Annotated in this window: 22 protein-coding genes; 12 read left to right on the plus strand and 10 right to left on the minus strand. The window is 63.5% G+C overall.

Features of this window, described 5'->3' with window-relative positions:
• Window positions 1-8: 8 nt before the first annotated feature.
• A complete protein-coding gene (locus LB516_RS16620; protein WP_015318128.1) occupies window positions 9-473 on the minus strand; it encodes a hypothetical protein in 465 nt (154 codons plus the stop codon).
• A 56-nt stretch (window positions 474-529) separates the two neighbouring features.
• On the minus strand, window positions 530-1,252 hold the full coding sequence (locus LB516_RS16625) for a DUF2259 domain-containing protein (protein ID WP_015318127.1): 723 nt from the start codon (window positions 1,250-1,252) through the stop codon (window positions 530-532).
• A gap of 146 nt (window positions 1,253-1,398) precedes the next feature.
• Between LB516_RS16625 and LB516_RS16630 the strand changes: the two genes are divergently transcribed.
• Window positions 1,399-1,653, plus strand: coding sequence for a DUF2171 domain-containing protein (locus LB516_RS16630; RefSeq protein ID WP_015318126.1), 255 nt, complete (start codon window positions 1,399-1,401; stop codon window positions 1,651-1,653).
• Between the two features lie 18 nt (window positions 1,654-1,671).
• On the opposite strand, the gene LB516_RS16635 is transcribed toward LB516_RS16630, so the two are convergent.
• On the minus strand, window positions 1,672-2,694 hold the full coding sequence (locus LB516_RS16635; RefSeq protein ID WP_141906853.1) for a P1 family peptidase: 1,023 nt from the start codon (window positions 2,692-2,694) through the stop codon (window positions 1,672-1,674).
• Window positions 2,694-3,767 carry a branched-chain amino acid ABC transporter substrate-binding protein gene (locus LB516_RS16640; protein ID WP_141906854.1) on the minus strand — a complete coding sequence of 358 codons (1,074 nt, stop codon included), beginning with the start codon at window positions 3,765-3,767 and terminating at the stop codon, window positions 2,694-2,696. The genes LB516_RS16635 and LB516_RS16640 overlap by 1 nt, the downstream gene beginning before the upstream one ends.
• Window positions 3,768-3,946: 179 nt before the next feature.
• Here LB516_RS16640 and LB516_RS16645 point away from each other — a divergent pair, with 179 nt between their 5' ends.
• The 7 genes from LB516_RS16645 (at window position 3,947) to LB516_RS16675 (ending at window position 10,285) form a co-directional block, all read left to right on the plus strand.
• The gene (locus LB516_RS16645) at window positions 3,947-4,474 is read left to right on the plus strand and encodes a flavin reductase (RefSeq protein ID WP_015318123.1); all 528 of its coding nucleotides are present in this window, start codon (window positions 3,947-3,949) and stop codon (window positions 4,472-4,474) included.
• Window positions 4,471-5,400, plus strand: coding sequence for an AAA family ATPase (locus LB516_RS16650; RefSeq protein WP_224720008.1), 930 nt, complete (start codon window positions 4,471-4,473; stop codon window positions 5,398-5,400). Before LB516_RS16645 ends, LB516_RS16650 begins: the two co-directional genes overlap by 4 nt.
• A gap of 4 nt (window positions 5,401-5,404) precedes the next feature.
• Window positions 5,405-6,655, plus strand: a complete 1,251-nt coding sequence (locus LB516_RS16655; protein ID WP_224720009.1) for a vWA domain-containing protein — start codon at window positions 5,405-5,407, stop codon at window positions 6,653-6,655.
• Window positions 6,656-6,703: 48 nt separating this feature from the next.
• Complete coding sequence (locus LB516_RS16660; RefSeq protein ID WP_015318120.1) at window positions 6,704-7,042, plus strand: XdhC family protein; 339 nt, start codon at window positions 6,704-6,706, stop codon at window positions 7,040-7,042.
• 6 nt (window positions 7,043-7,048) lie between these two features.
• Complete coding sequence (locus tag LB516_RS16665; protein WP_140717416.1) at window positions 7,049-7,753, plus strand: XdhC family protein; 705 nt, start codon at window positions 7,049-7,051, stop codon at window positions 7,751-7,753.
• Complete coding sequence (locus LB516_RS16670) at window positions 7,750-9,360, plus strand: NTP transferase domain-containing protein (RefSeq protein WP_224720010.1); 1,611 nt, start codon at window positions 7,750-7,752, stop codon at window positions 9,358-9,360. The genes LB516_RS16665 and LB516_RS16670 overlap by 4 nt, the downstream gene beginning before the upstream one ends.
• Window positions 9,361-9,433: 73 nt before the next feature.
• Window positions 9,434-10,285 carry an alpha/beta hydrolase family protein gene (locus tag LB516_RS16675; RefSeq protein WP_411969404.1) on the plus strand — a complete coding sequence of 284 codons (852 nt, stop codon included), beginning with the start codon at window positions 9,434-9,436 and terminating at the stop codon, window positions 10,283-10,285.
• Between the two features lie 19 nt (window positions 10,286-10,304).
• Here LB516_RS16675 and LB516_RS16680 read toward each other — a convergent pair whose 3' ends face one another.
• Entirely contained in the window at window positions 10,305-11,354 is a 1,050-nt protein-coding gene (locus tag LB516_RS16680) for a DUF1176 domain-containing protein (RefSeq protein ID WP_224720014.1), read from the minus strand.
• Window positions 11,355-11,494: 140 nt separating this feature from the next.
• On the opposite strand from LB516_RS16680, the gene LB516_RS16685 reads away from it, so the two are divergent.
• Window positions 11,495-12,001: a DUF1993 family protein gene (locus tag LB516_RS16685; protein ID WP_015318115.1), complete on the plus strand. Its 507-nt coding sequence runs from the start codon at window positions 11,495-11,497 to the stop codon at window positions 11,999-12,001.
• A 50-nt stretch (window positions 12,002-12,051) separates the two neighbouring features.
• Here LB516_RS16685 and LB516_RS16690 read toward each other — a convergent pair whose 3' ends face one another.
• Window positions 12,052-12,216, minus strand: coding sequence for a hypothetical protein (locus tag LB516_RS16690; RefSeq protein WP_015318114.1), 165 nt, complete (start codon window positions 12,214-12,216; stop codon window positions 12,052-12,054).
• A gap of 334 nt (window positions 12,217-12,550) precedes the next feature.
• Between LB516_RS16690 and LB516_RS16695 the strand changes: the two genes are divergently transcribed.
• The 3 genes from LB516_RS16695 (at window position 12,551) to LB516_RS16705 (ending at window position 15,559) form a co-directional block, all read left to right on the plus strand.
• Window positions 12,551-13,060, plus strand: coding sequence for a hypothetical protein (locus LB516_RS16695; RefSeq protein WP_015318113.1), 510 nt, complete (start codon window positions 12,551-12,553; stop codon window positions 13,058-13,060).
• A gap of 120 nt (window positions 13,061-13,180) precedes the next feature.
• Window positions 13,181-14,248, plus strand: a complete 1,068-nt coding sequence (locus tag LB516_RS16700) for an aldo/keto reductase (protein ID WP_224720015.1) — start codon at window positions 13,181-13,183, stop codon at window positions 14,246-14,248.
• A 42-nt stretch (window positions 14,249-14,290) separates the two neighbouring features.
• Entirely contained in the window at window positions 14,291-15,559 is a 1,269-nt protein-coding gene (locus LB516_RS16705; RefSeq protein WP_224720017.1) for a cysteine desulfurase-like protein, read from the plus strand.
• Window positions 15,560-15,572: 13 nt separating this feature from the next.
• On the opposite strand, the gene LB516_RS16710 is transcribed toward LB516_RS16705, so the two are convergent.
• Genes LB516_RS16710 through LB516_RS16725 form a run of 4 tightly spaced genes read right to left on the minus strand, consistent with a single transcriptional unit; the run spans window position 15,573 to window position 19,453 of the window.
• Window positions 15,573-16,601: a histone deacetylase family protein gene (locus LB516_RS16710; RefSeq protein ID WP_224720018.1), complete on the minus strand. Its 1,029-nt coding sequence runs from the start codon at window positions 16,599-16,601 to the stop codon at window positions 15,573-15,575.
• On the minus strand, window positions 16,598-17,134 hold the full coding sequence (locus tag LB516_RS16715) for a GNAT family N-acetyltransferase (RefSeq protein ID WP_224720019.1): 537 nt from the start codon (window positions 17,132-17,134) through the stop codon (window positions 16,598-16,600). The genes LB516_RS16710 and LB516_RS16715 overlap by 4 nt, the downstream gene beginning before the upstream one ends.
• Window positions 17,135-17,138: 4 nt before the next feature.
• The gene (locus tag LB516_RS16720) at window positions 17,139-18,068 is read right to left on the minus strand and encodes a 3-keto-5-aminohexanoate cleavage protein (protein WP_140717409.1); all 930 of its coding nucleotides are present in this window, start codon (window positions 18,066-18,068) and stop codon (window positions 17,139-17,141) included.
• A 5-nt stretch (window positions 18,069-18,073) separates the two neighbouring features.
• Window positions 18,074-19,453: an aspartate aminotransferase family protein gene (locus LB516_RS16725; RefSeq protein WP_224720020.1), complete on the minus strand. Its 1,380-nt coding sequence runs from the start codon at window positions 19,451-19,453 to the stop codon at window positions 18,074-18,076.

A 19,453-nucleotide genomic window follows, 5' to 3' on the forward strand; every position in this document is an offset into this window, starting at 1 on the left:
CCAAATGCTCAACGCTGCTGCCGTGCAAACCAGAGGCTGACGGCGAACAAGGCGACGAAACCAAGCGGGAAATAGAGCCGGATGCCCAGCACCACGAACTGGTAGGACGCCACCGCCATCGTGAAGGCGAGCTGAAAGCCCCAGGTGAGGGTGAATACGGGCGCATGCCATTCGGCATAGTAGGAGCGGTATTGCAGGGCATACAGCAGGGCGGTGAGGCCGATCGTTGCGGCAGCAAGCCCTACGAATATCGCCGCGAAGGCGACCTCCCGGCCCCTTCCGAGCGAAACCAGCCGTGCGGCAAAGAGGCCAACCGGAAAGGCCAGGGCGCCGCCGACGGCAAACAGCAGGGACACGGTGCGGATCTTGCCCGGCGTCACCCAATTGTCCAGCAACAGGTTGACGAGTGCGCTGGCGCCCATGGCGGCGGCCCACAGCAGCGCACCGAGAAGCGCTGCACGCAGTGTCGGCATGGCGCCGCGAAGGTGGTGCAGGGCGCGATTGCGCCTGACGGGTTGGACAAGCTCTGTCACAGGCGGCCGGTCACGGCGATCCAGCGAAAGTCCGGCCCTTCGAAGCCATACTGGCGCACCGCGATCAGCACCGCATAAGCGCTGAGGCTGTCCATCGAGAACGTCTGCACCGCGCCGATGCGGTAGCCGTTCGGGCAGCCCCGGCTCTTGGGGATCGCTTTGTCCTCGTGCAGCAATTTGGTGGTGCCGCCATCCCGCGCCTCGATACGCAGCAACCGGAAGCCATTGATCTCGCCCTGGCTGGCGCAACTTTCGGTGTCATTCATGCCGATCTCGTCGAGCCGGAACTCGAGCGGCTGGTCGACAGGGGAAAAGATCGGTCGCGGATTGACCACTATGCGATGTGGATCGGCCGAAAGCTCGGTCACCGGGTTGGAGCCGGCGGTGATGCCGCGGTTGGCACTCAGCTCGGCCTGGCTGACAATGGCCTCGCCCTTTTGCCGGGCCTGAAGGCGGGCAGCGTCGAGCGTTGCCTTCTCGTCGTCGAGCCGGACCCTGACCGGCGTGCCCTTGAGAAAGCTGTCGTTGCTCGTGTCGATGTAATACCGGTTGGCATAGGGAAAGCCCGACCCGTCCTGGATGCCGTACTCCTCGAAGGCGAACACGCCGCCATCCCGGGTGAAGCCCAGGATTTCGAGCTCCGCGACATCGCCGGCCTGGGCAATCGACGCCGCGAACTGCGTGGCCAGGCAAACGGCAAACAGGAAAAGCGTCCGCATTGTCATCGCTCCTTCGGCCTGATCGCTTCATCCCTAGCACGACGAGATCAAAACGTCGTGCGGACCAAGGCCGATGCATCCAAACCGCTCGTCATTTGTTATTGTCGGCAGTCCCAAGGGAAACCCACCCCAATGGAGAAGCTAACATGACCGACACCAGCAAAATTCGTGAGCACATGGACGTCGTCGGCGCCGACGGCGTGCATATCGGCACCGTCGACAAGGTCGATGGCCAGCGCATCAAGCTGACCAAGGCCGACAGTGGCGAGGGGGCTCACAAGGGCCATCACCACTATATTTCACTGGCCCTGGTTGCCGAGGTCGATGGCAAGAAGGTGTGGCTGTCCGCGAATTCCGATGTCGCGGTGACGTTCGAGGAAGAAAAATCCGATCCGGTTTGATCGACGGCTTTAGCCAGCCTAGTGACGTGACGACCAGACGGGAAACAGGTCGTTGTCGGCTGGCGTCGCGGCAAACACGCCACGGCTGATGGCGCGCGCCATAGTGGCGCCGGCGGCGGCGTAGAGGTCGATTGCCGCGTCGGCGGTCAGTTCGACCCCGCTATTGCCGGTGGCCAGCGCGAACACCAGGTCGCCGTCGGCCGGCGTATGGGTCGGCCAGATGGCGCGTACGAAGCCGTCATGCGCCGAAATTGCCAGGCGTTTGGCGGCGGCCTTGGTGAGAACCGCGTCCGTGGCAATGACCGCGATGGTCGTGTTGCCGCCGCTGTCCAACTGCCGTCCGTGATCCTTGTCCCGGTATTTCAGCAAAATCCGCTTCGCGTCCTCGGGCATGGGCGAGGGATAACCAAGCCCGCCGAATTCATCGCCGATTTCGAAGGGTGCCGCCCAGAAATGGCGGGTGCGGCCGACGGTCACCGAGCCGGTCGGGTTGACGGCGGCCAGCGCGCCGATGGTGATCCCATTGTCCAGCAGTGTCGAGGCGGAACCCAGGCCACCCTTCAGCCCCGACGTCAGTGCACCGGTTCCGGCGCCCGCCGTGCCAAATTGGAAATCGACAGCGGCAGTCTGCACCGACTCGTAGCCGAGGTCGCGATAGGGGGGATAGCGGCCCCAGTCCTTGTCGCCGCCATTGCGCAGGTCGAAGAGGATCGCCGCCGGCACGATCGGTACGCGGAAGCCGCCAACCTCGAAGCCGATGCCGCGTTCGCGCAGTGCGGCCTGCACGCCGGAGGCAGCATCGAGCCCGAAAGCAGAACCGCCCGACAGCACCACGGCATGGATCGTCTCCACCAAATTGTGCGGTTCCAGCAGATCCGTCTCGCGGGTGCCAGGCGCGCCGCCAAGAATCTGGACTCCCGCGACCGCCGGCTCGTCGCAAAGGACGGTCGTCAGGCCGGACTTCAGCCTCGCGTCGGAAGCATTGCCAACGCGCAGGCCCATGACATCGGTGATGAGATTGCGTGGACCGGTGCGGAACATCAGTTGTTTTCCAAGGGCACGAAGCGGGTGCCGTCGAAGCGGAAGACACGGTAGAGGCTCTGGCTGAGGTCGCCCTTGTCGTCGAAGCGGACCGATCCGATCGCCGTGGTGAAATCATGCCCGGTGAGTGCCTCGGCCAGCGGCCCGCCGGAGCCTGCTGCGTCCGACGATGCGGCCTTGGCGATCTCGACCGCAGCATAAGCCGGCAGGGCGTAGCCGTCCGGCACGATCTTGTGCGCGGAGAAGCTTTCCAGCACCTTGGGATCCGCGACATCGGCCCATTCGGGTGGCGCGATCATCAGCGTGCCGGTCGCGTAAGGCACGTCGCCGGGCGGCGTGCGCAGGTTTTCGCCGCCGGCAAGGACGATGCCCGTCTGGAGCTGGGCGGCATCGCGCCCCATAATGGCGATGTCGTCGCCATCGCCGCCGGCAAAGACATGCGTGGCGCCGGCCTTTTTCAACCGTCCCATCAGGCCGATCTGGTTGTCGAGCTGCGGCCGGAACGTGTCGACGAAGACCGGTTTCAGTGCCGCCTGCTCGGCAGCAGCACGAAATGTTTCCGCCATCTCGCGGCCATAGATAGTGCCGTCGTCAATGATCGCGAACAGCTCGTTCTGCCATAGGCGGGTAAGGGTGGAGGCGACGGCATTGCGCTCGTCGTCGCCTCGCGGGCCGAGGCGATAAACCGGCCAGCCGGTCTTGGCGCGGCGGTCGGTCAGGCTTTCGGTTCGCACACCAACGGTGATGGCGGGAATATTGGCGTCCTTAAGGACAGGCATCGCCGCCTCGATCGCCTCCGTGCAGAGGAAGCCGATCACGACATTGACCTTGGCTGCCACGAATTCCCTGGCCGCCGCGGCGCCGCCATCGCCGGTGCAGGCGTCATCAACAGTCTTGAGTTGGATGCCGTCCACCTCTGCCGCGAGCCCGGCGCCAGCCTCGATCTGCCTGCCGAGGATGGCCGATGGTCCCGACAGGGGTGCTGCGACACCAATCGTGAGCGTCTGTGCGCTGGCGGCGCCGGCCATGAACAGCCAGGCCAGCGCTGCGGTTATGGTTGCCCCGGATCGCATGCTGCCGAAGAATTCCTCCAAGCCCGCGACGTCGCGCAGGCGTCAAATTCCCGCCAAGACCTAAAGGCTGCCCGGCCTTGGTGCAACACGCGAATTCGGGATATGGGCCAAGCACTTCGCTTGTGGCATGTGATGTCTGGCCATATATGTCAGGTGAACAATGGCCATGGAATCTTCCAGTGCTGAAGAAGAACGATATTGGACCGCAGGCCTATCGCGACGCGATGAGTCATTTTGCCGGTCATGTCCATGTGGTGACCACCGACGGACCCGCCGGAAAGCGGGGGACGACGGTGATCGCGGCATGTTCTGTGTCGGATACGCCGCCGACCATTCTGGTCTGCCTCAATCGTGAAAATGCCAAGAATGAGCTGTTCGTGAAGAACGGCAAATTTGCCCTGAACACGCTGGCTTCGCACCAGGAGCCGCTGTCGATTGGATTTTCCGGCATGACTGGCCTGCCGGTCGAAGAGCGCTTCGCGCTCGGCGAATGGGATGTGATTTCCACCGGCGCGCCGACGCTGAAGGGCGCGCTCGCCGTGTTCGACTGCGAACTGATCGACACCAAGGACCTGGCCACCCATCGTGTGCTTTTTGGCAAGGTGACAGGTCTGCGTATGGGCGATAATTTGCGGCCGCTGATCTATCACGCCCGCGGCTACCACGTCCTGGAAAGTGGGGCCGCCGCACCCGCGGAGAAGGAATGAGCGACTTGAAACCGCGCCCCGTGCCGCGGACGATCGACGAAACGCTCGATCTCCTGACCGGCGCGGGCTATGTCGCGGACCGGTCGCTGGCAACGGTGCTTTTCCTGTCTCTGCGCATGAGACGGCCGCTTTTCCTCGAAGGCGAGGCCGGCGTTGGCAAGACCGAGATCGCCAAGGTGTTGGCCGAGGCGCTTGGCCGCCGGCTGATCCGTCTGCAGTGTTATGAGGGGCTCGACGTCTCCTCGGCCGTTTATGAGTGGAATTACGCCGCGCAGATGATCGAAATCCGCATGGAGGAGGCCGCCGGCAAGGTCGACCGCTCCGCCATGGAGCGTAACGTTTTCTCCGAAAAGTACCTGATCCGCCGGCCGGTGCTCGATGCGCTGACGGGCAAGGCGGGCGCAGCCCCGGTTTTCCTGATCGACGAACTCGACCGCACCGATGAAGCCTTCGAAGCCTTCCTGCTCGAAATCCTCTCCGACTTCCAGGTGACTGTGCCTGAACTCGGCACGATCAAGGCGGAAGAGCCGCCGATCGTCATCATCACCACCAACCGCACCCGCGAAATCCACGATGCGCTGAAGCGGCGCTGCCTTTATCACTGGGTCGACTATCCCAGTGCCGAGCGCGAACTGGAGATCGTGCGCCGCAAGGTGCCTCGGGCCAACCAGCGGCTTTCGGCCGAAGTGGTGTCCTTCATCCAGAAGCTGCGCCAGATCGAGCTGTTCAAGGTGCCGGGCGTCGCCGAAACCATCGACTGGGCCGGCGCGCTGACCGAACTCGACAAGGTGGCGCTCGATCCGGAGACCGTGTCCGACACGATCGGGGTGCTGCTGAAATACCAGGACGACATTGCCCGCATCGGCGCGGGCGAGGGCCGGCGCATCCTCGACGAGGTCAAGGCCGAGCTCGCGGCGGCGGAGTAGGGTGGTGAAGGCGTCCCGACCCGACCCTGGAGAGGCGACGGCGGACGGCCGGATCGCAGACAACATCGTCTATTTCGCCCGCGCCTTGCGCAAGGCCGGCATGCGGGTCGGGCCCGCTTCGGTCAAGGACGCGATCGAGGCGGTGCTCGTCGCCGGCATCGGCTCGCGTGATGACTTTTACTGGACCCTGCACGCCGTTCTGGTCTCGCGGCATGAGGATCATGCCACCTTCGACGAAGCTTTCCGACTGTTCTGGAAATCGCGCGAATTGATCGAGAAGCTGCTGGCGATGTTTTCGCCGGTGGCGCCTGACGTCAGGCAGAAGCAGAAACCGCGCGCGGCTGAAAATCGCGTCAGCCAGGCGATGTTCGAGGGTCATCAGAAAAACCAGACGCCTCAGGAAATCCCTGAGATCGAGGTCGACGCCCGCTTCACCTTTTCCGGCAACGAGCTGTTGCGGGGCAAGGATTTCGCGCAGATGAACGCAGTCGAGATGGCTGACGCCAGGAAGGCGATCGCGGCGTTGCGGCTGCCTGTCGACATGGTGCGGACCAGACGCTTCAAGGCGGATGCGCATGGCCGCCGCATCGATCCACGTGCCATGATGCGCTCGGCGGCGCGCACCGGCGGTGAATTGATCCTGCCGAAATTCCGTTCGGTCCGCGAAGTTCATCCGCCCCTGGTGGTGCTGGCCGATATTTCCGGTTCGATGAGCCAATACACGCGCATCTTCCTGCATTTCCTGCATGCGCTGTCGGAAAAGCGCCGGCGCGTGCACACTTTCGTCTTCGGCACGCGGCTGACCAACCTGACCCGGCAGATGCGCCACCGCGATCCCGATGCCGCCCTTGCCGATTGCTCGGCGGCGGTCAAGGACTGGTCGGGTGGCACGCGCATCGGCGATACGCTAGCCGAGTTCAACCTTGTATGGTCGCGACGTGTGCTGGGACAGGGCGCGGTGGTGCTTCTGATCACCGACGGGCTGGAACGCGACGATATAGGGGGCTTGGCGGAAGAAATGGAGCGGCTGCACAAATCCTGCCGGCGGCTGATCTGGCTCAATCCGTTGTTGCGCTTCGATGGTTTTCAGGCGCGCGCCCGCGGCGTCAAGGCGATGCTGCCGCATGTCGACGAATTCCGCTCGGTGCACAATCTCGACGCGCTCGCCGATCTCTGCGCCTCGCTGGACAAGAAATCGGTTCTTTCCGTCGATCCACGGCCGTGGATGGATGCTGGCGCAAGGCGCGCCGCATAGCCATATATTTTCCGGCTTTTGGAAAAACAGACCCTGAGAGAAGCAACGATGAGTGACAGTCTTTATCTCGATGAGGCCCGCGACCCGCTAATCATCGCGGAAGCCTGGATGAAGGACGGCAAGGATGTCGCAGTGGCGACCGTGGTCGAGACCTGGGGTTCAGCGCCGCGCCCGGTCGGCAGCCACCTTGTCATCGATGCCGATGGCAATTTCCACGGCTCTGTTTCGGGCGGTTGCGTCGAGGGCGCTGTCGTGACCGAGGCGGTCGACGTCATCGGCTCCGGCAAAGCCAGGATGCTGGAGTTCGGTGTTGCCGATGAGACCGCCTGGCAAGTCGGCCTGTCCTGCGGCGGCCGCATCAAGGTTTATGTTGAGCGATTGGGCTGACCTCCGATGGATCCTTATGCGCTGAAGACGCTCAATGCCGAGCGGCGCGCCCGCCGCGCGGCGATCCTCGTCACTGATCTCGGTGATGGTCGCGATCGTATCGTGCGGGAGGGCGATCAGGTCGCCGGCGATCTCGGTGCGGCGATCGCCAAGGCGTTTCGATCCGGCAATTCGGGGTCCGTCGAGGCGGAAGGGCGGACCTTCTTCCTCAATGCGCATCTGCCGCGGCCGCGTCTGGTGGTGATCGGCGCCGTGCATATCAGTCAGGCGCTCGCGCCGATGGCACGGATCGCAGGCTATCCCTTGGAGATCATCGATCCGCGCACCGCCTTTGCCACATCGGACCGCTTTCCCGATGTCGCCTTGCATGCCGACTGGCCGCAGGACGTGCTGGAACGCCAGCCGCTCGACGCTTACACCGCGCTCGCCGCCGTTACCCATGACCCGAAGATCGACGATTTCGCGCTGAAGGCGGCACTCGACGCCAACTGTTTCTATGTCGGAGCGCTCGGCAGCCGAAAGACGCATGCCAGGCGCGTCGAGCGCCTGCTGGCGCTGGGCGCGAGTGCGGACCAGATCGCGCGTATCCACGCGCCGATCGGGCTGGACATCGGGGCGGCAAGCCCCGCCGAGATCGCCGTCGCCATTCTCGCGCAGACCATTCTTGCCTTCCGCTCACGCGGCCTCGATGCGAAGGGCGCGGCGGCGTGAAATTCGGTCCGATCCCGATCGACGCGGCCGAAGGGGCGGTGCTGGCGCATGCGACCGCGGCCGGCGAAAAGCGATTTCGCAAGGCGCACAGGCTGAGCGCCGAAGATGTCTCAACGCTCAAGAGGGCAGGTGTTTCGCAGGTCGTTGCGGCCGTGCTGGCGCCGGACGATCTCGGCGAGGACGCCGCGGCGCAAAAAATTGCCGAAAGCATGACCCTCGGCGGCATCGAGGCGAAGCCCGCCGCTACCGGCCGGGTCAATCTCCACGCCAAGGCGGCTGGCATCTTCACCGTCAATGCCGCTGTCATCGATGCGATCAATGCGGTCGATCCCGCTATCACCATCGCCACGCTTGGCCAGCACGCGCCGGTCGAAAAGGGCCAGATGGTCGCGACGGTGAAGATCATCCCCTTCGCGGTCTCTTCCTCGTTGGTGGCCGCCGTGACGGAAATCTGTGCCAGCGGCGAAATTTTTGCCGTCAACGCCTATCGGCCGATGCGTGTCGGCGTCGTCCAGACGGTGCTGCCGGGCACCAAACCAACCGTGCTCGACAAGACGCTACGCGTCACCGAAGCCCGGCTGGCGCGCTCCGGCGGCAGGCTGACGGCGGAGCGCCGTACGCCGCATGAGATCGCCCCTGTCGCCGAGGCTGCCATCGCGCTTGCGCGCGACAACGACATGGTGGTGATCTTCGGGGCTTCCGCCATGAGCGATTTCGCCGACGTCGTTCCGGCGGCGATCGAGAGGGCGGGCGGTACCGTCATCCGCGCGGGCATGCCGGTCGATCCCGGCAATCTGCTGGTGCTCGGCACACTCGGCGGCAAGCGCATCATCGGCGCGCCTGGCTGCGCCCGCAGCCCCAAGGAGAACGGCTTCGACTGGGTGCTCGACCGATTGATTGCCGGCCTGGACGTCACCGCGCGCGACATCGCCGGCATGGGCGTCGGCGGCCTGCTGATGGAGATACCGACGCGGCCGCAGCCGCGCGAGCCGCTGCCGGCCAAAAGTCGGCTCAAGGTCGGGATCGTGCTTCTGGCGGCGGGCCGGTCGAGCCGCATGGGCGGGCCGAACAAGCTGATGGCGCTGTTCGACGGCCAGCCGCTGGTGCGCCGCACCGCCGAACGCGCGCTCGCCTCGAAGGCTTCGGGCACGATCGTCGTCACCGGTCATCAGCGCGAGCGGGTGCGCGCGGCATTGTCGGACCTCGACGTCACCTTCGCCGACAATCCCGATTTTGCCGATGGTCTGTCGACCTCGCTTAAGGCCGGCACTGCCTATCTGCCCGAAGACGCCGCTGGTGCGATGATCGTTCTGGGAGACATGCCGGGTGTCGCATCCGACGACCTCGACAGGCTTATCGATGCCTTCCGCAGGGCCGGCGGCAACTCGGTGGTCCGTGCCACGCACCAAGGCAAACGCGGCAACCCGGTGCTTTTGCCGCGCTCGTTATTCGCGGCAATCGCCCATCTCGAAGGCGACACCGGCGCTCGCCATCTGGTCGAGGCCGAAGGGCTCGATGTCATCGATGTCGAGATCGGGGAGGGCGCGTCCGTCGATGTCGACACCCGAGAGGCACTGGAAGGCGCGGGCGGCGTGCTGCAGGATTGACAAACAGAGGCGGCATTAGCATGCCTGCGGTATGGCTATTCGTACCGTCGCGTGCCGCGCTTTCGTCACGGCAATGCTTTTCTTGTTTTCCTCGGCCGCCAGTGCCGACACATTGTCCCTGAAACCTTTCAAGGACGATCTCTTCGCCTATCCGGCGACGCTCTCGTCCGACAGCAACGGCGCCTACACGGTCCTCGACTACCGCGAGATGCGCGACATCAACCAGCGCGACGAGGTGCCGGAAAAGCGCGTGCATGCCCAGTACACCGACACCGGCGTGCGCAAGGTGCAGCAGGATCTGATGCTGAAGACCGACGCGGGCGATGTCAGGCATGTCGCCGTCGGTAGGACGAAAGGAGCCGCCATCATCGTGCTTTACCTGCACGGGCAGGGCGGCAGCCGCAAGCAAGGCGTCGACGACTTCACCTTCGGCGGCAATTTCAACCGGCTCAAGAACCTGATGGCCGGCAATGGCGGGCTCTATATTTCTCCGGATTTCCCTGATTTCGGCGACAAGGGCGCGGCACTGGTCGCTGCCCTGATCGACCATTATGCCGAACAGTCTCCGGGCGCGAAAATCTTCGTCGCCTGCGGCTCGATGGGCGGCGCGCTGTGCTGGAAACTTGCCGCACGCAAGGATACTGGTGGTCGCGTGAATGGACTGCTGCTGCTCGGATCGCTGTGGGACGAGGGCTTTCTCGGCAGTCCCGCCTTCAAGCGTCGGGTGCCAGTGTTCTTCGGCCAGGGCAGCCACGACGTGGTCTTTCCCGTGGCGAACCAGGAAGCGTTCTTCCGCTCCATCCTTGCCAAATCAAAAAACTATCCGACCCGCTTCGTGCGCTTCGAGACCGGCACGCACGGCACGCCGATCCGCATGGTAGACTGGCGCGGCACGCTCAACTGGATGCTGTCGAAGGCACCATAAGCTTGATGCGCTAGAGGATCTAAGGCGCGGTGTTGTAGTCGACGACCGTCTGCGGGTTCTCCTCGCCGTCATAGGACGCGTCGACGTCATACTGGACCAGCGAGAAATCGCCGTTGCGGAGCAGATATGTCCCCGCATCCGAAGCATCGCCGACGCCGCGCCATTTGTTGAACGTGGTGATGGTGTGAGCGTTCTGGTCATAGTCGGAATTGACCGCCCACCCTGTGGTCCGGAAGCCGATCACCGTTACACTCAACAGCTTGCCGTCGCTGTCGTTGTTCTCGTAGCGTATATCGGTCTCCGGCTCGGCGAACTGCAATTGCCTGACACCGTCCACCTCGTCGGTCATGTAGTAGACCGAGCTTTCATTGTAGACGGCGGCCGAGCAGGAGAAGTGGAACAGCCGGGTCTCCTTGTCAGGATCGTTCGGCTGAGCAATCCTGTCCTTGTATTTGATCGAAAAGACCTCTGGCTCATTGGCCTGGCGGTCCTTGTCGCATTGGTCGCCATAGGTCGCCAGGAAGGCCTTCTTGGCCTGTTCCAGTGCGGTGTCCTTTTTCGGCGGCGGCGGGCCGTCGCCGCAGCTTGGCGGCAACGCCTCGTCAAAGCCGGCGGTGGAGGGCTTCAGCGCTCCCTTGTCGATGAAGATAGGCTGGAACGGCGGCGCCTGGATCTGGGCGTTGACCTGGCGCAGCGTATAGCAGCCGGCGAAAACCTTCGCCTCGCCCTTCTTATCGGTTGCCTGGATGGCGACCGGGACGTTGTAATAGATGCTGCCCGCCGCGCCCTCGTCCGAAATCGGACCGGTCTTGACCTCCACCTTGTCGGTGCCGTCATAGCCTTTGGCGAATGTGTCGAAATCCTTTGCCGGCTTTGTATCACCGAAGTAGCCCCAGGCGCGGGCGAATTCATGCCGGTTGATGGCGCTGTAGAGTGAATGCACGACCGCATCCGCGCTCGACCGATCATCGACGTAAGGCGCTTCGGGCGTATCGGCTGCGGCCAATGCCGCGTGGCCTGTCGTGGCAAGGGAGAGAAGGGCAGTCGCTGCGAAAAGGGCGCGTCTCATCGGGAATCTCCGCTCGATAACGAAGATTCTACCACGGCGATTGCGGCGACGTGGTGACGCCATGCGGCCGCGGCTTGAAGAATCGCGCCTGAGAGCGCTACGTCCTCGCGCCGGCGTTCCTGCCGGACAGGAGATCCGACGTGACGATATCGATGTATGAGGCATCCGTGCCCGTGTTTTCAGCCAGGCTGAAAGCACTTTCCAGTGTGCTGGCTGCAGCCGAACAGAATGCGCTTGACCGCAAGATCGACCCGCAGGTGTTTTTGACGGCGCGGCTGGCGCCCGACATGTTCGCACTTGCCAGGCAGGTGCAGATCGCAACCGACCATGCCAAGGGCGCGCCTTCACGGCTGGCCGGCCGCGAAGTGCCTAAATATGAAGACAATGAAGCAAGCTTCGCCGATCTCGAAGCGAGGCTCGCCAAGACGGTCGCCTACCTGGCGACTTTTTCCGCAGCCGATATCGACGGGTCGGATGACAGGATGATCGAACTGAAGCTGGGGGGCCGGGAAACGACGCTGAGCGGCATGCAATATCTGCTGCATGTGGCCATGCCCAATTTCTATTTCCACCTGACCACCGCCTACGACATCCTGCGCCACAATGGCGTGCCGCTGGGCAAGGCGACATTCCTCGGATCGCGTTGAGATCAGACTTTGAGATGTCCCGGGTCGATCCGGGACGTCTCGCAACCTGCTTAGCGGATGGACATTTCGCGGGCGATGCGCGGGAAATCGGCGGGCTTGATGCCGATATCGGCGCGCTCGGCATTGCTCATCGAATAAAGGAGCGCGAGCGCCGCGCGATATCTCAGATGTTCCTGCGGGCGCGGCCGGGCGAACATTTCCGTGAAGAAACCCATGATTCAGGCTCCTGGTTGGTCCTCCACATCGGTAATATAGGTGAATCGTGAAGATTGTGCAGTGCAGCATATGCATGCCTGCCATGTCCGGATGGTTTTTTTGAAATTTTTTTGCAGCAAGGTGAAACTCTTGCGCCGCGCCCAACGTAGGCTTCGAAGCTGGTACATGGCCAGTTTTCCTCGCCACTCCTGGCGAATTTCCGGACTGCATGAACATGCGGTCCGGCTTTTGCCGGCGCCTCCGGCAACGATCCCCTGAAGGGAAATTAGTTAAGACCGGCGGCATTTATTTTTAACGAGCTGGTTCTATGGTCTGAAACTCGAACTGTCGGGCATGGGGGAGGCTGATATCGCTACTGGCGCCAAGCGGGATTTTGCGTCACTGCTCGACGACCTCTTCGTTGCCACCGACAAGGGCAACGGCGGTGAGGGCGTAGAGACCGGCGCGCGCCCATCCATCCCGTTCGACTATCTCTCGGTCGCCGATGAACTCCATTCCGGCCGCATCAAGGTATCCGCCGCGGAATATCGGGAGGCCGGCGCTGATCTGGCCAGCGAATTTGCCGCCGTGCTTGAACAGGCAAGGCTGGCGCTGGCTGGCGAAGAGCCGAAGCCGGAAGAAACATTGCCGCCAATCGATCCTGAATCGATCGCGGTCGAACTGGGTCTGGAGCAGTCCAAGAGCGCCGCCGACTTCGGCCGCATGCGCCGCAGCTTTGCTTTCGCCAACCATCCCGATCGCGTCGCCCCGCATTTGCGCCAGCGCGCCATGATCCGCATGCAGGTGGCCAACATGCTGATCGACGAGGCCAAGCGCCGCGCCGTGGCCGCCGCACGACGCTAACCCCGCTTTGCTCACGCAAAAGTCGGCCTGGCAAGGCTTGGAGAGCGCTTCTGCTTTTCCTATAAGATGCGAACTCCTCCCCGCGCAGCCGCGCATACATGCCCTCCGGAGCAGAATTCCATGCACAAACGCCGTCTCGGTCGGACCGATCTTCTTGTTACCCAGATCTGCCTTGGTTCGATGACCTGGGGCCAGCAGAACACCGAGGCCGAGGGCCATGCCCAGATGGACCTTGCCTTATCGCGCGGCGTCAATTTCATCGACACCGCCGAACTCTATCCGATCCCGCCCAAGGCGGAGACGCAAGGACGGACCGAGAAGATCATCGGCAGTTGGATGAAGGCCAAGGGCAACCGCGACAAGGTGATCCTGGCCTCCAAGGTCGTCGGCCGCACGGCCAACAGCTGGTTTCGCGGAGACCGGCCCTCGCAATTGGTGCGGGCCGATATCTTAGATGCCATAAACAAGTCGTTGGCCAAGCTTGGCACTGATTATCTCGACCTTTATCAAATCCATTGGCCGGAACGGGACATCCCCTGGGGCGCCAACCCGACGCGCGTCGGCGCCGTGGCGCGGCGTGCCGATTCTGTCGGCGCGCCGGTCGGTGAAACGCCGATCGCCGAGACGCTCGCGGTGTTCGATGACCTGGTGAAGGCAGGAAAAATCCGCCATTTCGGTCTCTCCAACGAGAGTTCCTGGGGCGTGATGCGCTTCCTTGCAGAGGCCGACAAAGGGATCGGTCCGCGCGTCGCCTCGATCCAGAACGCCTACAATCTCGTCAACCGTACTTTTGAGGTGAACCTCGCCGAGGTCTGCGAGCGCGAAGGGGTGTCGCTGCTTGCCTATTCGCCGCTGGCCCAGGGTTATCTGACCGGCAAATACGATCATGGCGCCCGCCCGCAGGGCTCGCGCTCGCAGCTGTTCAACCGCGGCCAGCGTTACGAGACGCCCAATGCCGCCGAAGCGCAGCTCGAATACAATGAGCTGGCACGCTCTTTCGGCCTGGAGCCGGCGCTGTTTGCCAATGCCTATGTCTCGAGCCGGCCCTTCGTGACCTCCAGCATCATCGGCGCGACAACCATTTCCCAACTGGAGATGGCGCTGTCTTCGGTGGATGTCGTCTGGACTGAAGAAATGCAGAAGGCGGTGGATGCCGTTCACCAGAGGGTCGGCAATCCCTGCCCGTGACCGAGCCCGGAATTGTCGTGTAGCAGCAAAGGGATGGAGACGATGGTGGATTTTTCGATCGAGGCCGTGCGTGGAAAGTTCCCCGCTCTCTCGCTGACCGACAACGGACGTCGGCGCATCTATCTCGACAATCCTGCCGGCACGCAGGTGCCGCAGGTCGTGGCCGACGCGGTGTCGCGCTGCCTGCTTACGACCAACGCCAATCTGGGCGGTTATTTTGAAACGACGATCGCGGCGCAGCAGGTCGTTGACGAGGCGCATCTGGCGATGGCCGACTTCCTCGGCGCGGCGAGCCCGCAGGAGATCGTAATCGGCGCCAACATGACGACGTTGACCTATCATATGTCACGCACGCTCGGCCGCACGATGAAATCAGGCGACGAGATCATTCTCACCCGCATGGATCATGAGGGAAATGTGTCGCCCTGGCTGCAACTGGCCGAGGACCTCGGTCTCGTCGTGCGCTGGCTGCCGTTCGACGAAAGGACCTGGCAGATCGAGGAGGCGACGCTCGCCGGTCTGCTGTCCGGGAAGACAAGGCTGGTGGCATTGAACTACGCCAGCAATCTCACCGGCTCGATCAACCGGGTCAGGTCCTTGACCCAACTTGCAAAACGGGCCGGCGCGCTGGTTTATGTCGATGCGGTGCAATTCGCACCGCATGGGCTGATCGATGTGCAGGAACTCGGCTGCGATTTCCTGATCTGCTCGGCCTATAAATTCTTCGGTCCGCATATGGGTATCTTGTGGGGCCGGCGCGACGTCATCGACGGTCTGCAAGCCTATAAGTGCCGTTGCTCCTCGAACGGCTTGCCCGAGCGGTTCGAACTCGGCACGCCGCAGATCGAACTGATGGCCGGCTTGACCGCCGCGGTCGACTATTTCGCCGAGCTCGGCGCGGCGGCAGGTGAGGGTGGTTCAAGAAGGCAGAAGATCGCCAGGGCGTTCCAGATCTCCATTGCCCATGAAAACCCGCTGGCGCAAAGGCTGATCGATGGCCTGTCCGACATTTCCGGGCTGACGGTCCGAGGCATCACCGACCCGAAACGGCTCGGCGATCGTGTGCCGACTGTCTCCTTCACCGTCGATGGCATTGTCCCCGAAACGATCGTGCGGCAGATGAACGCCGAGAACATCTTCGTGTGGTCGGGCCACAACTATGCCTGGGAGATCGTCCATCAGCTCGGCATTCCGGCCGAGCAAGGCGTCGTGCGCATCGGCATCGCGCATTACAATACCGCGTCCGAAATCGACGAGACGCTGGAGAGCGTGCACCGGGTGATTGCCATGGTCAGGCAGCAACGCTCCTGACTTGGGTTTGAACTCACCGCGCCTTGCCGCCAAAGCCGGTGAGGAAGGCGGTGAGATTGTCGCCGAGTTCGTCACAGAGATAGCCGCCTTCCTGGACGATGACCGCCGGCAGGCCGAGCCCGGCGATGGCCTCGCCGATGCGCGAGAAGCCCGGCGTCGTCACCGAAAGCCCGCCGAACGGATCGCCCTCGAACGCGTCGAGGCCGAGCGCCACGACCAGCGCATCGGGGGCGAAGGCGCGGATACGCTGGAACGCCACGCCGAGCCCTTCCAGAAACGCCGCATCCGCGGATTTGCGTGGCAGCGGCAGGTTGAAATTATAGCCAAGCCCGGGACCTTCACCGCGCTCGTCGGCATGGCCCCAGAAGAACGGGTAGAACCGCACCGGATCGGCATGCAGCGACACCGTCAGCACGTCAGGTCGCGCATAGAAAATGCCTTGCGTCCCGTTGCCGTGATGCAGGTCGACATCGAGGATCGCCACGCGGGCCGCCTGCCTGCGCAGCACTTGCGCCGCCACGGCTGAGTTGTTGATGAAGCAGAATCCGCCGGCGACATCGGCGAAGGCGTGGTGGCCAGGCGGGCGGCACAGCGCATAGGCGGCCGGCGCTCCGGCCATGACGGTTTCGGCGGCCTCCACCGCGCTCCAGGCGCTCCACAGCGCGCTCTGCCATGTCTCGCCCGAGATCGGGCAGGCGGTGTCGGCCATGTGGTAGCCGGCCTGGCCGACGGCGGAGGCCGGATAGGAGCCGTTGCGGGCGATCGGGTGGATGTTGGGAATGACCTCGGCCGACGCCCCTTCGATCCGCTGCCAGCGCTCGAAAATATGTTCAAGGAAGTCGAGATACTCGGGTGTGTGCACCGCCGAGATCGGGCCGAGGCCGTGATCGCGCGGTCGCTCGATCGTGCAACCGGCGGATTTTGCGCCGGCCAACAACCGTTCGACGCGTTCCGGTTTTTCAGGGTTGGGCTGTGCCGCGCCACTGGAAAGAAAGGCCTTGGGATCGTGGCGCTTCTGCTCCTGCGCATAGAAGGCCATCATTGCTGCTCCCCATTTTCCGGCGCGTCGGCGAAGGCGAAAAAGGCCTCACCGATGATTTTCTGCGTCTGCTCGTAGCTCGACCAGGCAATGCCCAGCCGTTCGTAAAAGGACTTGGCACCCTCATTGTCGGTGTCGACCGACAGCCTCAGATACACGCCGCCCTCTTTGCGGCACTCGGCAGCCACGCGTCGCAGCAGGCGTTCGCCGATCTTGCGGCCACGAAACCGGTTCTCGACATAGAGGTCCTGCACATAGACGCCGGGACGTCCCATCCAGGTCGAGAAGATCGGGAAATGCAGGCACAGCCCGGCGAATTCACCGTCGACTTCTGCGATCAGGGTCGAGAAGGCGGGTTTTTCGCCAAAGCCCCAGCTTCTGAGATCGTCCGCCGTCGAGATGATTTCCTCGGGCGCCCCGATATGAGTGCCAAGCTTCAGGATCGCCGCGTGAATGGTTTCGACGTCATCGATGGTGCCGGGGCGAAGGATAACCGCACGCGTGACAGGTACAGTGGCAGGACCGGGCGCTGTCATCTCGTCAAAAAGCCACCCTGTCGCCGCCCTTGAGCGCCAGCATGTCACGCGCTTCGGCCGGCGTGGCGACCTCCAGCGACAGTCCATCGAGAATGCCACGGATGCGCCGCACCTGGTCGGCGTTGGACTTCGCCAGCTGGCGGCCATCATAGAGGCTGTCCTCCAGTCCGACCCGGACATTGCCGCCCATGGCTGCGGCGATCGAGATCAGCGGCATCTGGTTGCGGCCGGCGGCCAGCACCGAAAACTGGTAGCTGTCGCCGAACAATTTGTCGGCGATGCGCTTCATATGGATGAGGTTGTCCGGGTCGGCGCCGATGCCGCCCAGGATGCCCAGCACGAATTGGATGAACAGCGGCCCCGAAACCAGCCCCCGATCGCGGAAATGCGCCAGCGAATAGAGGTGGCCGACATCGTAGCACTCGAACTCGAAGCGGGTGCCGCAGCCCTTGCCCAGCCGCTCGATCACGCCTTCCATGTCGGCGAAGGTGTTCTTGAAGATAGTGTCGCGGGTGGCTTCGAGCAGCTTCGGTTCCCACTCGTGCTGCCAGTCCCTTGGCTTGTCGAGCATCGGGAACAGCGCGAAATTCATCGAGCCCATATTGAGCGAGCACATTTCGGGCTGGGCCCGAAGCGGCGCCGCCAGCCGCTGGTCCAGCGTCATCAGCGAGGAGCCGCCTGTCGTGATGTTGATCACCGCATCGGTCGCCTGCTTGATGCGCGGCAGGAACTGCATGAACACTTCGGGATCGGCGGTCGGGCGGCCATCTTTGGGATCGCGGGCGTGCAGATGCAGGATTGAGGCGCCGGCCTCGGCCGCGGCGATAGCGTCCGCGGCGATCTGGTCCGGCGTCACCGGCAGATAGGGCGACATCGACGGCGTGTGTACCGAGCCTGTAACGGCGCAGGTGATGATGACTTTTCGCGGCGCCATTTCCGCTACCCCCGGCCTTCGACCGGCAGGTCGAATTCGCCCGCCAGAACCTCAAGCGAGTCGCCGATGATGGAGATGATCTCGCCGACCTGCTCGCCGGTGACGATCATCGGCGGCGCGACCATGAAATTGTCGCCGTCGACGCCGCCCTTGACCCTGCGGCCATAGATGATCAGCCCGCGCTCATAGGCGAGATCAAGCAGGCGCTGCGTGGCTTTTTTGCCCTGCTCGATCGGTTTCAGCGTATCGGGATCGGCGACCATTTCGGCGCCCGTAAGCAGCCCCTTGCCACGCACATCGGCAATGAAGGGGAACCGCTTCGCAAGTTCCTTCAATCCGTCCATCAGCACGTTGCCCATGGCAGCCGCATTGGCAATCAGGTCGAGCCGGTCCATTTCGCCCAGCACCGCAAGCCCGGCGGCGCAGGCGAGCGGATTGCCGGCATAGGTGTGGCCATGCTGGAAGCCGCCGGAAGCGAGCAGCGGCTCGACCAGTCGCATCGGTGCGGCCAGCGCGCCGAGCGGCGCATAGCCCGAGCCGAGCCCCTTCGACAGCGCGACGATGTCAGGCTTGCAGTTCCAGTGGTCGCCGCCGAGGAATTTGCCGGTGCGGCCGGCACCGCTCATCACCTCGTCGTGGATGAGCAGGATGCCGTGGCGATCGCAGATTTCGCGGATGCGCGCATAATAGCTGTCGGGTGCCACCAGGGCCGCGGTCGCAGCACCCCCGATCGGCTCCATGATGAAGGCGACGACGCTCTCGGGACCTTCGGCGAGGATCTTCTCCTCCAGCATGTCGGCGTAGCGGACGCCACGCTGCTCCATCGAGAGATTGTCGCGGTCGCGCCAGGCGGTCGGTGCCGGCACGGTCGGCATCACCCGCATCATCGGCGTAAAAGTTTCGGCCAACGCGTCGTCGCCGGTGATCGAAAGCGAACCAAGCGTGCCGCCGTGGTAGGAAGGGAACCGCGTGATCACTTTCCAGCGGCTGGCCTGGCCGGTGGCCACGGCCCATTGCCGCGCCAGCTTGATGCAGGATTCCGTCGCTTCCGAGCCGCCGGACACGAAAAAGATGCGGTCCATGCCTTCCGGCAATTTTCCAGCCAGTTCGCGCGCCAATTCTTCCGCCGGCTCGTTCTCGAAATGCAGTCGATAGGCGAAGGTGGCGCGGTCCATCTGCCGCTTCATCGCATCGAGCACATTGCGGTTGGAATGGCCGATATTGGCGACCATTGGGCCGCTCGATCCGTCGATGAAACGGCGGCCGTCCTGCGTCCACATGTAAATGCCTTCGGCGCGGTCGATCAGCGGCCGGCGCAGGCTGGAGAGGTAGAACAAATGCGATTGGCGCCGGGGGTCTTGAACGGCGGTCTGGGCTTTCGACAT

It is taken from the genome of Mesorhizobium sp. CO1-1-7, assembly GCF_020164885.1.
Lineage (GTDB): Bacteria > Pseudomonadota > Alphaproteobacteria > Rhizobiales > Rhizobiaceae > Mesorhizobium > Mesorhizobium australicum.